Origin of the sequence: Nonomuraea aridisoli (assembly GCF_003236395.1) — a bacterium.
Classification (GTDB): domain Bacteria; phylum Actinomycetota; class Actinomycetes; order Streptosporangiales; family Streptosporangiaceae; genus Nonomuraea; species Nonomuraea aridisoli.
Genome location: NZ_POUD01000012.1, coordinates 54,142 through 68,905, shown reverse-complemented (window position 1 = coordinate 68,905; position 14,764 = coordinate 54,142). Strand labels below are relative to the sequence as shown.

At 71.5% G+C, this 14,764-nt stretch carries 12 protein-coding genes; 11 read left to right on the top strand and 1 reads right to left on the bottom strand.

The window, feature by feature from the left end; genetic code table 11:
• From C1J01_RS05290 to C1J01_RS05240, 11 genes are all read left to right on the top strand, one after another.
• Positions 1–492 (top strand): anti-sigma factor (locus tag C1J01_RS05290; protein ID WP_220039741.1); only part of this gene is annotated, 492 nt, incomplete at its 5' end.
• A gap of 111 nt (positions 493–603) precedes the next feature.
• Positions 604–2,718, top strand: a complete 2,115-nt coding sequence (locus tag C1J01_RS05285; protein ID WP_111176604.1) for an alpha-amylase family protein — start codon at positions 604–606, stop codon at positions 2,716–2,718.
• Positions 2,715–4,700 (top strand): alpha-amylase family protein, encoded by a 1,986-nt coding sequence (locus tag C1J01_RS05280; protein ID WP_111176602.1) that lies wholly within the window; start codon positions 2,715–2,717, stop codon positions 4,698–4,700. The genes C1J01_RS05285 and C1J01_RS05280 overlap by 4 nt, the downstream gene beginning before the upstream one ends.
• Positions 4,701–4,837: 137 nt before the next feature.
• Positions 4,838–6,133 (top strand): ABC transporter substrate-binding protein, encoded by a 1,296-nt coding sequence (locus C1J01_RS05275; RefSeq protein WP_111176601.1) that lies wholly within the window; start codon positions 4,838–4,840, stop codon positions 6,131–6,133.
• A gap of 43 nt (positions 6,134–6,176) precedes the next feature.
• Complete coding sequence (locus C1J01_RS05270) at positions 6,177–7,091, top strand: carbohydrate ABC transporter permease (RefSeq protein ID WP_235854264.1); 915 nt, start codon at positions 6,177–6,179, stop codon at positions 7,089–7,091.
• Positions 7,091–7,978, top strand: coding sequence for a carbohydrate ABC transporter permease (locus C1J01_RS05265; RefSeq protein ID WP_111176597.1), 888 nt, complete (start codon positions 7,091–7,093; stop codon positions 7,976–7,978). Before C1J01_RS05270 ends, C1J01_RS05265 begins: the two co-directional genes overlap by 1 nt.
• Positions 7,975–8,943 carry a D-2-hydroxyacid dehydrogenase gene (locus tag C1J01_RS05260; RefSeq protein ID WP_111176595.1) on the top strand — a complete coding sequence of 323 codons (969 nt, stop codon included), beginning with the start codon at positions 7,975–7,977 and terminating at the stop codon, positions 8,941–8,943. Before C1J01_RS05265 ends, C1J01_RS05260 begins: the two co-directional genes overlap by 4 nt.
• A 47-nt stretch (positions 8,944–8,990) precedes the next feature.
• Complete coding sequence (locus C1J01_RS05255; protein WP_111176593.1) at positions 8,991–9,695, top strand: GntR family transcriptional regulator; 705 nt, start codon at positions 8,991–8,993, stop codon at positions 9,693–9,695.
• A gap of 41 nt (positions 9,696–9,736) precedes the next feature.
• Positions 9,737–10,600 carry a hydroxypyruvate isomerase family protein gene (locus tag C1J01_RS05250; protein WP_111176591.1) on the top strand — a complete coding sequence of 288 codons (864 nt, stop codon included), beginning with the start codon at positions 9,737–9,739 and terminating at the stop codon, positions 10,598–10,600.
• A 28-nt stretch (positions 10,601–10,628) separates the two neighbouring features.
• On the top strand, positions 10,629–11,513 hold the full coding sequence (locus C1J01_RS05245) for a 2-hydroxy-3-oxopropionate reductase (RefSeq protein ID WP_111176589.1): 885 nt from the start codon (positions 10,629–10,631) through the stop codon (positions 11,511–11,513).
• A gap of 69 nt (positions 11,514–11,582) precedes the next feature.
• Positions 11,583–13,814 carry a M64 family metallopeptidase gene (locus C1J01_RS05240; protein WP_111176587.1) on the top strand — a complete coding sequence of 744 codons (2,232 nt, stop codon included), beginning with the start codon at positions 11,583–11,585 and terminating at the stop codon, positions 13,812–13,814.
• Here the strand turns inward: C1J01_RS05240 and C1J01_RS05235 are convergent.
• Positions 13,758–14,753 carry a phosphotransferase family protein gene (locus C1J01_RS05235; protein WP_111176585.1) on the bottom strand — a complete coding sequence of 332 codons (996 nt, stop codon included), beginning with the start codon at positions 14,751–14,753 and terminating at the stop codon, positions 13,758–13,760. The two genes, C1J01_RS05240 and C1J01_RS05235, sit on opposite strands and share 57 nt — an antisense overlap.
• Between the last annotated feature and the right edge of the window lie 11 nt (positions 14,754–14,764).

The window sequence follows — 14,764 nt, the reverse complement described above, 5'->3', positions numbered from 1 at the left end:
TGCGAGTTGAGGGCTAGTCTCGTGGGCTGGGAGATGTGTCTAAGGGACAGGATGGCGGGGGTGGCGGCGGTCGCCGTGGCGGCGGCCGTCGCGCTGGGGGCCGTCGCGTTCGACGCCCGTCGCGATCTCGCCGCCCGGAACACGGAGCTGGCCGCCGTCCTGGCCGCGCCCGACGCCGTGACGGTACGGCGGCCGGTCACCTCCGGCGGCACCGGCACCGTGGTGATCTCCCGGGCGAGGGGGCGGATGGTGTTCGCGTCGTCGGATCTGCCCGAGCTGCCGGCCGGGCGGACGTACGAGCTGTGGTTCATGGGGCCGGACGGCCCGCGCCCGGCGGGCCTCCTCGGCGGGAGCGCGGAGGAGACGACCACCTCCGTGCTGCTCACCGCCCGGCCCGGCGACGGTCACGTGGCGCTCACGGTCGAGCCGGCCGGCGGCTCGGACAGCCCCACGACGCCGCCTCTCCTCCTCGCGGCGCTCCCGGAGGCGTGACCACGCCGGGCCGCGTTCCGAAAAGCATGCGCTCTTGTCGGGCCTGCATTCTTGTATAACAATCGCCGGAGACCTCTCTCGGGGGTCGTCGACCGACGGAAAGGTGTCACGATGGGAACGCGTGCGACGGAAGCGGCCGATGAGTCGACGAGGGCACGTCACGACTGGCCGGAAGCCGCGACGCGCTGGACGCAGCTCACCCTGGCCGAGGACGACCCGCTCCACTTCGACGTGGACTTCTGGACCGAGCTGATGCGCGACAGCAGGTCCAACGCCGTGTGCGTCAGCGCCGGCGGCTACATCGCCTACTACCCGACGCGCGTCCCGTACCACTACCGCAGCAGGCACCTCGGCGACGGCGACCCCTTCGGGGCGCTCGTGGAGGCGGCCCGCGGGCTCGGCATGCACGTCATGGCGCGGGTGGACCCGCACGCCCTGCACGCCGACGCGGCGCAGGCCCACCCCGAATGGCTGGCGCGCGACGCCGACGGGCGCCCCATCGAGCACTGGGCCTACCCGGGGATCTGGCTGAGCTGCGCGTTCACCGGCTACCACCGGGAGTTCGTCACCGAGGTGGCCCGCGAGATCGTGCGGGAGTACGACGTCGACGCGATCTTCGCCAACCGCTGGGAGGGATACAAGGGCATCTCCTACAGCGAGGACGCGCGCCGGTCGTTCCGCGACGAGACCGGGTTCGACCTGCCGCTGAAGGAGAACGACTTCGCCGACCCAGCCTGGCCGGCCTACGTCGCGTGGCGGCGGCGCAAGCTGAGCGAGCTGGTCGCCCTGTGGGACGGCGCGGTCAGGGACCTGCGGCCGCACGCCCGGTTCATCCCCAACCTGGGCAGCCTCGCCGCCCGCGACCTCGACCGCGACCTGATCCGCCGGCACTATCCGATGTTCGTCGTCGACAAGCAGGGCCGCTCGGGCATCCAGCCGCCGTGGTTCGCCGGCCGGGTGGCCAAGCGCAGCCGGGCGCTGTTCCCCGACCGGCCGGTGGTGCTCATCACCTCGGTCGGTCCCGAGCACAAGTACCGCTGGAAGGACTCGGTGGCGCCGCCCGAGGAGACCAAGACCTGGATCGTGGACGGCTTCGCCCAGGGCGCCCGCCCCTGGTTCACCAAGTTCAACGCCACGGTCTCCGACCCGCGCTGGGTGCCGGCCGTCGTGGAGGCGTTCAACCTGCACGCCGACCTGGAGCCGGTCCTGTCGGGGATGGAGATCACCGCCGAGGTGGCGCTGCTCGACCCCAACCGGAACGACCGGCCGCCCACCGGCCCGGCGTTCCCCGATGAGGACGGCTTCTACCAGGCGCTGGTCGAGGCGCGCATCCCGTTCGAGCTGATCGCCGACCAGGCGCTGACGCCGGAGCGGCTGCGCCGCCACAAGGTGCTGATCCTCGCGAACGCCGACCGGCTGAGCGACGAGCAGTGCCAGGTGATCCGCGAGTACGTCGCCTCCGGCGGCGGCCTGGTGGCCGCGCACGAATCGTCCCTCTACGACGAGAACGGCGAACGCCGGCCGAACTTCGGGCTCGCCGACGTCTTCGGCGCCGACCTGCTCACGCCCGCCCGCGGCCCGGTGAAGAACAACTACATCAGCCTCATGGACCAGCACCCGCTCAACGCGGGCTTCGGCGGCGCCGCCCGCATCATCGGCGGCACCCGCCTGCTCGGCGTGCGGGCGCGCGAGGACGCCCGCGTGCCGTTCCGCTTCATCCCCGACTTCCCCGACCTGCCGATGGAGGAGGTGTACGTCAGGCAGGCGCCCGACCTGCCGGCCGTCGTCGCCCGGCAGGCGCCGGGCGGAGGCCGCGTCGTCCACCTTCCCTTCGACATCGGCTCCATCTTCTGGGAGGCGCTCCAGGCCGACCACGCGCGGCTGATCGGCAACGCCGTCCTGTGGGCGCTCGGCGGCGAGCCCGAGGCGACCGTCCGCGGGCCCGGCCTGGTGGACGTCGCCGTCCGCCGCGACGCCGGCGGGATCGCCGTCACCCTGGTCAACCTGAGCAACCCGATGACCATGCGCGGCGCCATCAGGGAGACGCTCCCGCTGCCGGCGCAGACCGTCTCCGTACGGCTGCCCGAGGGCGCGCGTGACGTCTCGGCGCGGCTGCTGGTCACCGGCGCCGAGGCCAAGGTGGCGGCCGACGACGGACGGGCCGAGGTCCAGGTACCGGCCCTGGGGCTCGTCGAGGTCGTGCACCTCTCGTGGGGCCTGTCGTGACGCGCGTCTGGTGGCGGGAGCCGTTCCGGATGTTCCAGACCAACCTCCGCGAGGTGGACGCCGGTCTGGACGTCGAGAAGGTGCTCGACCACCTCCAGGGCTTCGGCGCGGACGCCTGGCTGCTCAGCGTCGGCGGCATCCTGTCGAACTACCCGACGGACCTGGACTTCCAGACCCGCAACCCCGCCCTCGCCGCGCGCCCGTCGGGCGACCTGGTCGGCGACGCGGTGGCCGCGGCGCGGCGGCGCGGGGTGCGGGTGCTGGCCCGCATGGACTTCTCCAAGATCGACCGCCGGCGCGCGGAACGGCATCCCGAGTGGTGCTTCGTCGACGCCGCCGGCCGGGCGCAGGTCTACAACGGCCTGACCAGCGTCTGCCCCAGCGGCGACTACTACCAGGTCAAGCTGTTCGAGGTGCTCGCCGAGGTGCTGGACCGCTACGAGGTCGACGGGTTCTTCCTCAACTGGATGTCGTACAACGAGGTCGACTACAGCCGCAGGTACTGGGGCGTGTGCCAGTGCCTGGCGTGCGCCCGCGCGTTCGGGGACGTCCTGCCCACCGGCCCCGACTCGCCCGCCTACCCGCGCTGGCGGCGCTTCGCGCGGGAGAGACTGGAGGACCTCGACGCGCGCATCCGGGCGGCGATCGCCGCCCGGCGGCCGTCGGCGGCCCTCATCCTCGGCGAGCACGCCGACATCGTCTTCCACGAGGCCAACAACGCCGTCGGCCGGCCGCTGTGGCACCATCGCACCAGCGAGCACGTCAGCGCCGCCAAGTCCCACCGGCCGGACGTCCCGGTGCTGGTCAACGCGGTCGGGTTCGTGGACATGCCGTACCGGCTGGCGGGGGAGGAGCCGCACCACTTCGCGCAGTACCTGGTGCAGGCGATCTCCCGTGGCGCGATCCCGTCCACCTACATCATGGGCACCCCCGACGTCAGCGCGTACGAGTGCCTGGAGGTCGCCGGGCGGATCACGCGGTTCCATCGCGACCACGCCGAGGTCTACCGCGACCTCGTGTCCGAGGCCGCGACCTTGCTGGTGCGGCCCGACCCGCTCAAACTGCGAGGCGACCGGCTCGCGGCGGCGACGGCGGAGTTCCAGGGGCTCTACCTGGCGCTGCTGGAGCGGCACATCCCGTTCGACGTGCTGACGGAGGACAAGCTCGCGGCCGGCCCGCTGCCGCGGTACCGGCTCGTGGTCCTGCCGGACCTCGGCCCGCTCTCCGCCGAGGCGGTGGCGGCGCTCGACGGATACGCCGCGGCGGGCGGGGCGGTGCTGGCGACCGGGTCGTCCGGGTTCGACGGGGACGCCGTGCGACCGCGGTGCCTTCCGGTCGTCCGGCGCCTGTCCAGCCGCGACTCGGAGGAGGCGACCCGCTCGCTGCACCTTCGCGACGCGCCCGCTCCCGGCCGGCCCTGGGGGTTCCCGGTGCCGGTGGTCGGCGCGTTCCACGTGGTGGAGCCGCGTCCAGGCGCGGAGACCGGGCTCTTCGCGCTGTCGCGGGCGCCGTACGGACCGCCGGAGAAGTGCCACGGTCACGACGAGCTGGACCATCCCGGCTGGGTGTGCGCCGCCCACGGCGAGGGCGTGGGCGCGGTGCTGCCGTGGACGGTCGGCAGGGGCTACCGGGAGGTCGGCCTCAGCGCGTACCGCGAGCATTTCGCGGACCGCGCGCTTCGCGCGGCCGGCCCCGGCATCGCGGTGGAGACGGACCTGCCCGAGCAGGTCGAGATCGTCCTCGGCCGCTCGGCCGCCGGGCACGTGATCCACCTGCTGAACCGTTCGGGGGACGCCCCCCAGCGGTTCACCCGCCCGCTGCCGATCCCGCAGGCGTGGCTGACCCTGCCCTGGGCGGGGGAGGGCTGGACCGTCCGGGCGCTGCACGCGGGCCGCCCGCTCGACACCGAGACCGGGCCGGGCGGCACCCGGGTCCGGCTGCCCGGGATCGGGCTGTTCGAGGTGCTCGTCGCCACGCGCTAGAACCCTGTCGCGCAGAATTGTCAGGCAAGTATTCATGACCTATTGACTGTCGGGTCAGGCAAATGAACACTAATGCTTCACCGGGATGCCGCACGGCGGCGGCCGGCCCACTGTGAGCGACGACGGGAGAGGCAGTGATGAACGAAGTCGATCGCCGGGGGTTCCTCAAGCTGGCGCTGGCGGGGGCGGCCGCCGCCGGACTGGCCGGATGCGGCGGCGGTGACGGTGCGGCGGACGGGGTCACCTCGCTGCGCTACGCCTGGTGGGGCAACAACGTCCGCCAGCAGAACTACACGAAGGCTCTCAAGGAGTTCGCCGCGAAGAACCCCGACATCCAGGTGGAGCCGGAGTTCGCCGAGTACGAGGCGTTCCAGGAGCGGATGACCACCCAGATGGCCGCCAGGGACGTCGCCGACATCTTCTGGATCGCCTCGGCCCAGGTGATGACCTACGCCAGGAACAACCTCTACCGCGACCTGCAGGGCATCTCCACGCTCGACCTGTCGGCCTACGACAACGCCGCCCTGGAGTCCTTCAAGCTCGACGGCAAGCTGAACACCATGCCGTTCGGCATCTTCGTCCCGGTCATCCGCTGGAACCAGACGTTCGCCGAGGAGGACGGCGTCGAGCTGCCCGCCGGCGAGGACGAGTGGACGTGGGACGCCTGGGCCGAACTCCTCGTCGACTACACCAAGGACAACCCCAAGGGACGCAAGGGATCACCGTACGAGGCGGACGCCGACCTGCCGTTCGAGGCGTGGCTGCGGCAGCGCGGCGAGCAGCTGTGGACCCATGACGGCCGGATCGGCTTCACCGTGGACGGCGTCAGCAGCTGGTTCGACTGGTGGGAGAAACTGCTCAAGGCCGGCGCCGTGCTGACCCTCAGCGAGCAGGAGGGCATGAGCCCCGACTGGACGCTCGTCGGCGACAAGGTGCTGGGCAAGGTCGCCAACTCCAACCACATCATCGACGACGCCAAGATGTTCCCCGACCACACCTTCAAGGAGCGGGCCGTGCCGATCGCGCCCGGGGCGCAGGCGGGCCACAAGTTCCTCTACTACCCGCGGATGGCGATCTACCAGGGCATCGACCCCGACAAGGTCGAGGCCGCCGGCAAGCTGATCAACTACAACACCAACACCGTCGACATGCTCAAGGTCGTCGGCCTGACGATGGGCGCGCCGGTCAACCCGGAGATCCTCAAGCAGGCGTACGACTTCGCCAGCGAGGACGAGACGGAGATGCTCAAGGTGGTGCAGGCCGACCAGGAGGCCGAGCGGCGGCCGCGCTACGAGGCGCCGCCCGGCACCAACACCTGGCGCACCGCCATGGCGCGGGTGGCCGAGGAGATCGCCCTCGGCCGGACCACCGTCCCCGCCGGGTCGGCCAGGTTCATCGAGGAGGTCCAGGCCGGCATCGACCGGGCCAAGTGACGCGCGCCGCGCCCGCTCAGCTCAACCCCGACTGGAGGTCGCCGTGGCGACGACAAGGTCAAGGCGCCCGAGAGCGTCCAAACTGCACAGCCAGGGCCTGGCCGCGCACATCTTCCTCATCCCGTGGCAGCTCGGTCTGCTGCTGGTCACCGCGATACCGCTGTTCGCCTCGCTGTACCTGGCGTTCACCGACTACAACATCCTCAGCTCGCCCGAGTTCAACGGCCTGGAGAACTTCCGGCGGATGTTCTCCGACGAGTACTTCTGGGCCTCCGTCAGGGTCACCCTGGTCTACGTCTTCGTCTCCATCCCCCTGCAACTGGCCTTCGCCCTGCTGCTCGCGCTGATCCTCGACCGGGGGCTGCGCGGGCTCGCCTTCTACCGCAGCGCGTTCTACCTGCCGTCGCTGCTCGGCACCAGCGTCGCCATCGCGATCCTGTGGCGGCAGATCTTCGGCGACGACGGGCTGATCAACCAGGCCCTCGGGCTGTTCGGCGTGCACGGCGAGAGCTGGCTGCAGAACCCCGCCACGGCGCTGTCCACCCTCATCGTGCTCAACGTGTGGACCTTCGGCTCCCCGATGGTGATCTTCCTGGCGGGTCTCCGGCAGATCCCCGAGGAGCTGTACGAGGCGGCCCGGGTGGACGGCGCGACGGTCGTGCGGCAGTTCACCCACATCACCGTCCCGCTGCTCACCCCGATCATCTTCTTCAACCTGATCCTGCAGACGATCGGCGCGTTCCAGACGTTCACCCAGGCCCACGTGGTCAGCGGCGGCACGGGCGGGCCGGCCAACTCCACGCTCTTCTACACGCTGTACATCTACCAACAGGGATTCGCGAACTTCGACATGGGCTACGCCTCGGCGCTGGCCTGGGTGCTGATGATCGCGATCGCCGTCGTGACGGCGATCCACTTCATCCTGTCGAAGTACTGGGTCTTCTACGGAGACGACTGATGACGACCGCGACCGCGCCCATCGACTCCACCCGTTCCCCGGCCGGGGCGCTCACCCGGCGACGCAGGTCGCGCGACCTGCTCAAGCACCTCGGGCTGGGCGTCTTCGTGCTGCTCATGGTCTACCCGCTGGTGTGGATGGCGGTCAGCGCGTTCAAGCCGGGCCATCTGATCCTCACCCAGCCCGGCCTCGTCCCGCGGGACCTGACCTTCGACAACTTCGTCCAGGGCTGGAACGCGCTGAACCGGCCGTTCAGCGTGTTCCTGGTCAACTCGCTGCTGGTCAGCGTCGGGTCCATCGTCGGCAACCTGTTCTCCTGCGCGCTGACCGCCTACGCCCTGGCGCGGCTGGAGTTCCGGATGCGCAAGGTCTACCTCGCCGTCACGCTGGCCTCGGTGATGCTGCCGCTGCACGTGCTGGTGATCCCGCAGTACATCTTCTTCTCGCAGCTCGGCATGGTGAACACGTATTTCCCGCTGCTCATCCCGAAGTTCCTGGCCACCGACGCCTTCTTCGTCTACCTCATGGTGCAGTTCATCCGGACGATCCCGCGCGACCTCGACCGCGCGGCCTGGATCGACGGTTCGGGGCCGTTCCGCACCTTCTGGTACGTGATCCTGCCGCTGATGCGCCCGGCGCTGGTCACCACGACGATCTTCACGTTCATCTGGACCTGGAACGACTTCTTCGTCCCGCTGATCTACCTCACCTCGCCGAAGATGTTCACGGTGTCCGTCGCGCTCTCTTCCATGGTCGACTCGCAGAGCCAGGACGGCGTCGGCATGCTCTTCGCGATGTCGCTGGTGTCGCTGCTCCCGGTGCTGGCCTTCTTCGCCTTCGCCCAGAAGCACCTGATCCGCGGCATCGCCACCACGGGGCTCAAATGAGCGGGCCCCTCACGATCCTGGTGACCGGCCGGTACGAGGAGGCCGACAAGGCGCTGCTGCGCCGTTCGGCCCCCGGCGCGCGGGTCGAGTTCGTCGAGTTGGTCGAGTTGGTCGAGTTGGTCCACGACCTAGCCGGCCTGGTGGAGACCGCCGACGCGATCGTCGGGCACGTGCCCGACGACCTGCTCGCCGCGGCACGGCGGCTGCGGTGGGTGCACAGCCCGGCCGCCGGCGTGGACACCGCGTTGTCGCCCGGCATGCTGGCGAGCGACGTGGTGCTGACCTCGGCGACCGGCAACGGCGCGATCCCGCTCGCCGAGCACGCCCTGCTGCTCATGATGATGCTGAACCGCGACGTGCCGCGCTGGTTGCGCGCGCAGGGCGACCGGCGCTGGGACCGGTTCACGCACGACGAGCTCGCCGGGCGCAGCGTCGGCCTCTTCGGGCTCGGCGGGTCGGGCCTGGACCTGGCGCGGAAGGCCAAGGCGTGCCACATGCGGGTGCTCGGCATGCGGCGCCGCCACTGCCCCTCCGACCCGGCGGTGGACGAGATGTTCGCGCCCGGGGACTTCCACCGGTTCCTCGGAGCGTGCGACTTCGTCGTCGTCACCGCGCCCCTGACCGCGGCCACCAAGGGAGTGTTCGGCCGCGCCGCGTTCGAGGCGATGCGGCCCACCGCGTTCTTCGTCTGCGTGTCGCGCGGCGGCATCGCCGACGACGAGGCGCTGCTCGACGCCCTGCGCCGGCGCCGGATCGCGGGCGCGGGGCTCGACGCGCACGGAGTGGAGCCGCTGCCGCCGGAAAGCCCTTTCTGGGGTCTTCCCAACATCATCATCACCCCGCACAATGGCGCGACGACCAAGGCGACCGCGCGCCGGGGGCTCGACATCCTGGCGGACAACCTCGGCCGCTTCTGCAAGGGGGAGCCGCTGCGCAACATCGTGGACAAGGCCGCGGGCTACTGAAAGCCGCGTATACTTGTCTGACGATTTGCGACGATGGAAGGAAACACGTGGACAGCCAGGGCAGCTTTCCGCTGGGACCGTCGTCCCTGACTGAGGCGTTGTACGAGTCGGTGCGCAAGCGGATCGTCAACGGCGAGATCGCCCCCGGGGAGAAGCTCACCGAGGTGCGCATCGCGAGCGAGTACAACGTCGCGCGCCCGACCGCCAAGGCGTGCCTGGAGCGGCTCACGGCGCTCGGCCTGCTGCGCCGTTCGGTCCACAAGACCGCGGTCGTCCCCAAGCTCGGCGAGGACGAGATCCGCGACCTCTACTTCAGCCGGGAGACCGTCGAACGAGCCGCCGTCGCCGCGCTCGCGCGCCGCGGCGTCGTCCCGCCGGCCGCCGTGCGCGCGCAGGCCGCGATGAAGGCCGCCGCCACCGACATGGCCTTCGAGAGCCAGGTGGAGGCCGACATCGCCTTCCACTCCGCGCTGGTCGCCGGCGTCGGGAGCCGCCGCCTGTCGCGCATGCACGAGGTCATCCTCGGCGAGGTGCACCTCACCATGGGCCAGTTCCAGGCCCACCGCACCACCCACCCGATGAACGTCGCCCACGAGCACGACGCCATCCTCAAGGCGATCGAGGACGCCGACCCCGAGGCCGCCCAGCAGCGGCTGACCCACCATCTCGACCAGGCCCAGGACCGCCTGATCGGCCAGTTGCGCAGGGAGGGCGGCGCCGTCGAGGAGCCTCCGGAGGAGGCTCCCGCCTGAGCGTTCGCGACCCACCCGCACCCCTCGACGAAGGACGGCACATGTCACCACAAGCGGTCGCCTGGACCGTGAACTGCTCCATCCTCTACACCGATCGCCCGCTCCTCGAACGGCCCGCCGCCGCGGCCGCCGACGGGTTCACGGCCGTCGAGTTCTGGTGGCCGTTCGCCGAGGCGGTCCCCGGCGACCGCGAGGTGGACGCGTTCGTACGCGCCATCGAGGACGCGGGCGTGCGGCTGACCGGCCTCAACTTCTTCGCCGGCGACATGCCGGCCGGTGACCGCGGCCTGGTGTCCTGGCCGGCCAGGACACGCGAGCTGCTCGACAACATCCCGGTGGTCGCCGCGATCGGCGAACGCCTCGGCTGCCGGTCGTTCAACGCCCTCTACGGCAACCGGATCGACGGCGCGGGCGACCAGGACGAGACGGCCGTGGCGAACCTCGCCGCGTGCGTGCGGGGCGTCGCCGCGATCGGCGGCACCGTCCTGCTCGAACCGGTGAGCGGCGCCCCGCGCTACCCGCTCCTGCGCGCGGCCGACGCGGTGGCCGCCATCGACCGCGTCACCGCCGTCCTCCCCGACAGCGAGACCGACGGCGACACCGACGGCTACACGGACGGCGACACGGGCAGCACCATGGGCATCGGGTTGCTCGCCGACTTCTACCACCTCGCCGTCAACGGCGACGACGTAGCCATCGTGATCGACAAGTACGCCGACCGCATCGCCCACGTGCAGATCGCCGACGCGCCCGGCCGCGGCGCCCCCGGCACCGGCACGCTGCCGCTCGACCGCTGGATCGACCGCCTCCACGCGGCCGGCTACCAGGGCCGCGTGGGCCTCGAGTACCAGCACGACGGCCCCGGCGCCTTCGACTGGCTGGCCCGCGAACACCGCGCGGGCTGACCCCACCCACCACAGGACGGATTCACTCGTGACCACCATCGCCTTCATCGGCCTCGGCATCATGGGCAGCCCCATGTCGGTGAACCTGGTCCGGGCGGGCCACACCGTCACCGGCTACAATCGCACCCCGGACAAGACCGCCGCGCTCGTCGAGGCGGGCGGCCGCGCGGCGTCGTCGATCGCCGAAGCGGTCGTCGACGCCGAGGTCGTCGCCGTCATGGTGCCCGACTCGCCCGACGTCCGCGAGGTGCTGACCGGCCTTGACGGCGTCCTCGCCCACGCCAAGCCGGGCGCGCTGATCATCGACTTCTCCACGATCCGGCCCGACGTCGCCGCCGAGCTGGCCGGCGCGGCGCGAGCCCGCGGGCTGCGCCCGCTCGACGCCCCCGTCTCCGGCGGCGAGGCGGGCGCCAGGAACGCGACGCTGTCCATCATGGTCGGCGGGGAGGAGGACGACTTCCAGGCGGCCAGGCCGGTCTTCGACGCGGTCGGCAAGACCGTCGTCCACGTCGGCCCGAGCGGCTCCGGCCAGACCGTCAAGGCCGCCAACCAGCTGATCGTCGCCGCCAACCTCCAGGCGCTCGCCGAGGCGGTCGTCTTCCTGGAGGCGCACGGCGTCGACCTCGACGCCGCCCTCGACGTGCTCGCCGGCGGCCTGGCCGGCTCCGCCGTGCTCACCCAGAAGCGCGCCAACATGGTCACGCGTACGTTCGAGCCGGGCTTCCGGCTCGCGCTGCACCACAAGGACATGGGCATCGTGACGTCGGCCGCCCGCGAAGCCGGGGTCGCCCTGCCGTCAGCCGCGCTGGTCGCCCAGCTGGTGGCGGCGGCGAACGCGGCCGGCGACGGCGCCCTCGACCATTCGGCGCTGCTGCGCGGCGTCGAACGCCTCTCCGGCCGCCTGCGGGAGTGACGGGCGCGATGCCCGAGGCGTGATCGAATCGAGACTGACGCGCGCCCGGCTTGCCGGATAGTGCATCACATGCGTATTTTTGCGGCTCTTGTGCTGGCCGCTGCCACGTTATCCCCGGCGGTCGCGTCCGCCGCGGTCGCCGAGCCGGGGACGGCCACGGTCGTCCCCGTGCAGGTGACCGGGAGCCCCGACAAGCGGTTCAACCTCATCGTCATGGGCGACGGCTACACCGAGGCCGAGCAGGAGAAGTTCCGGGCCGACACCGAGCGCCACCTCAACGTCATGTGGTCGATCGAGCCGTTCAAGTCGTACCGGAACTACATGAACGTCTACCGCGTCGACATCGTCTCCGGCGAGTCGGGCATCAGCTGCGACCCCGGCCTGGACGCGCCGCGCAGGACCACCCCGCTCAGCATGGGTTTCTGGGGCAGGTGCAACCCGGGCAGCGTGCAGCGCCTGATCACCATGGACAACACCGCAGCCAACCGGTACGCGAACATGGTCACCGGCACCACCTCGGGCAACCGGCAGATCCTCGCCCTGGCCAACAGCGGCACGTACGGCGGCGCCGGCGGCGCGTACGCCACCGCCTCCGGCAGCAACGCCATGTCGGCCCTGATCAGCCCGCACGAGATCGGCCACTCGCTGGGCGGCCTGGACGACGAGTACGACTACTACCAGCGCGGCGTGCCCGGCGGCGCCTACACCGGCCGCGAGCCGTCCAGCGCCCACCACACCCTGCTCACCGAGCAGGAGATGCTCGACCAGCGCCGCAAGTGGTGGCGCTGGCTGGGCGAGGAGAGCGAGTCCGGCGGCCCGATCGGCCGCTACGAGGGCGGCCTGTACTACAGCAAGGGCGTGTGGCGGCCGAGCGAGCACTCGATCATGAAGACCCTCGGCTACTACTACGACCAGATCAGCCGCGAGATCATGGTGCAGCGCATCACCGCGAAGACCGCGGTGATCCAGGACTCCACGCCCACGGACGCGCCGGTCGGCGCCGACCGGGTCCTGTGGGTCCAGCCGATGCACCCGGTCAGCCACTCGCTGACCACCGCCTGGAGCGTCGACGGCGAGGAACTGCCCGGCGACCGCGACGTGCTCGACCTGCGCACGCTCGACCTCGCGCCCGGCACGCACACGGTCACCGCCACCGTCACGGACCCGACCGACTTCGTCAGGGACCCGGCCATCCGCGACGAGATCACCCGGACCCGCACCTGGACGGTCGACACCACGATCACCACCCCGCCGGACGGCACCGAGCCCGCGATCGTCTCCTCCACGCCCACCGGCCACCCCGTCGGCCGCGACGACGTCGTCTACGTCGAGACCACGCACCCCGCCACCACCGTCCCCGAGGTCACGTGGACGCTGAACGGCAAGGAGTACCAGGGCGCCGACCTGGACCTCGGCGAGATCGACCTGGAACCCGGCACGCACACGCTCACGGCGAGCCTCGGCGGCCGGACGCTGACCTGGACGGTCGACGCCACGCCGCCCGGCACGGTGTACGAGCTGTCGCAGCCCCTGGTGCGCTCCGGCGACACCTACGTCTACAACGGCCCCTTCAGCATGCGGCTCACCGGCGACGACGACCGCGACGGCTACGTGGTCTCGGAGTCGCGGGTCGACGGCGACGGCTGGTTCAACTACTTCGGCTGGCCCACCTCCTCCGAGCTGCCGTGGACGTTCACCGAGGAGGGCACGGTGATCGACTCCCTGGTGTACGGCAAGCTGCCGCGCGGCCGGCACACCGTCGAGTACCGCTCGATCGACGCCGCCGGCAACCCCGGCGAGGCGGAGAGCTTCACCGTCACGACCATCGCCCCGCCGCCCGCCTGCACCCGCACGGTCACCGGCGTCCACCGCGGCGCGCTCACGGTCGCCGACGGCGTCACCTGCCTGGACGGCGCCGAGGTCACCGGCCCGGTCGTCGTCAAGCGGGGCGCGTCGCTGGTGGCCGACGGCGGCCGGATCACCGGCGCGCTGACCGCCACCGGCCCCAAGGCCGTGCACCTGCTCAAGACGAGCGTCACGGGCGTGGTCAGCGTCAACGGCGCCGGCGAGCTGACGATCGTGGGCGCCGAGCTGAACGGCGCCGCCCAGCTGACCGGCAACACCGCGCCCATCCTGTCGGGCAGCACGGTCAAGGGCGCGCTCGCCTGCGCGGCCAACAAGCCCGCGCCGGTGGACCTCGGCGTGCCGAACACGATCCGCGGCGCGGGGCAGTGCTCCGGCGCCCTACCCGAGGGCCCTCGCGGACGCGCGTACGAGGCGGTCCAGCACCCGGGCGAGTGAGCCGATCGCGAGGTCGCGGACCCTGGCGTACTCCTGCTCGGGGTACTGCCGGGGTCCGTTCTCGATCAGCAGGATGAGATAGAGGTAGGCGCGGTAGAGGTCGATCCGGGTCAGCGCCGCCGGAGTGAGCTCCAGCGGCGTCACCTCGCGGTAGCCGGCCAGCAGCGGGTCGTCCTCCGCCAGCTCGCCGAAGATCGTCGGGGTGACGAACTCGGCGAGCGGGTCGCCCCAGAAGGCCCGCTCGTGGTCGATGATCGCCTCGATGCGCGGGGGGCCGCTCAGGTCGAGGAAGACGTTGCCCGGCCAGACGTCGAAATGCACCAGCCGCGGCGTCGTCACCTCGTCCAGCACGGGCGCCGCCGCCTCGAACACCGCCATGAGCTCGGCGGCCGGGCGCGGCAGCGGCGCCGGGTAACGCTCGGTGTCGCCCAGCAGCGCGGCCACCATGGCGAGGAACGCCTCCCGCCACGTCGCCCCCACGATCCCGGCTTGCGGATAGCCGAACACCTCGCCCGTCACCCCGTTGAGCCGGGCCAGATGGCGGCCCAGCTCCCGGCGCAACTCGCCGGCCCCCTCGGGGCGGACGTCGTTCCACGAGACGCCGTCGAGCGCCGCCAGCAGCAGGTGGTCGCCGCCCAGCACCGGATCGTCGAAGACCGCCCGCAGCAGCGGCGCCACCGGCACGCCCGCCTCCAGCGCCAGGCCGATCGCGGCGGCCTCCGTGCGCAGCAGGTGGCGCTCGTAGCTGAGCTGGTCGAGGTCGGGCGGCGGCGACAACTTGAGCACCACCTCGCGCCCGTCGGCGAGCCGCAACCGCCACACGGCGTTGGCGTAGCCGTCGGTCAGCTCGGTCGCGGCCGCGACCCCCGTGCCGAGCGCCCGCCGGACCAGCGCGTCCAGCTCGGCGCTGGATAACCGGCGCTTCGTCCTGCTGTCCACAGGAAACCTTC

What these genes read in the sequence shown, in the direction of transcription:
- C1J01_RS05250 (WP_111176591.1), top strand. Translation starts at nt 9,737, where the DNA reads ATGTCACCACAAGCGGTCGCCTGGACCGTGAACTGCTCCATCCTCTAC.
- C1J01_RS05275 (WP_111176601.1), top strand. Translation starts at nt 4,838, where the DNA reads ATGAACGAAGTCGATCGCCGGGGGTTCCTCAAGCTGGCGCTGGCGGGG.
- C1J01_RS05260 (WP_111176595.1), top strand. Translation starts at nt 7,975, where the DNA reads ATGAGCGGGCCCCTCACGATCCTGGTGACCGGCCGGTACGAGGAGGCC.
- C1J01_RS05285 (WP_111176604.1), top strand. Translation starts at nt 604, where the DNA reads ATGGGAACGCGTGCGACGGAAGCGGCCGATGAGTCGACGAGGGCACGT.
- C1J01_RS05240 (WP_111176587.1), top strand. Translation starts at nt 11,583, where the DNA reads ATGCGTATTTTTGCGGCTCTTGTGCTGGCCGCTGCCACGTTATCCCCG.
- C1J01_RS05265 (WP_111176597.1), top strand. Translation starts at nt 7,091, where the DNA reads ATGACGACCGCGACCGCGCCCATCGACTCCACCCGTTCCCCGGCCGGG.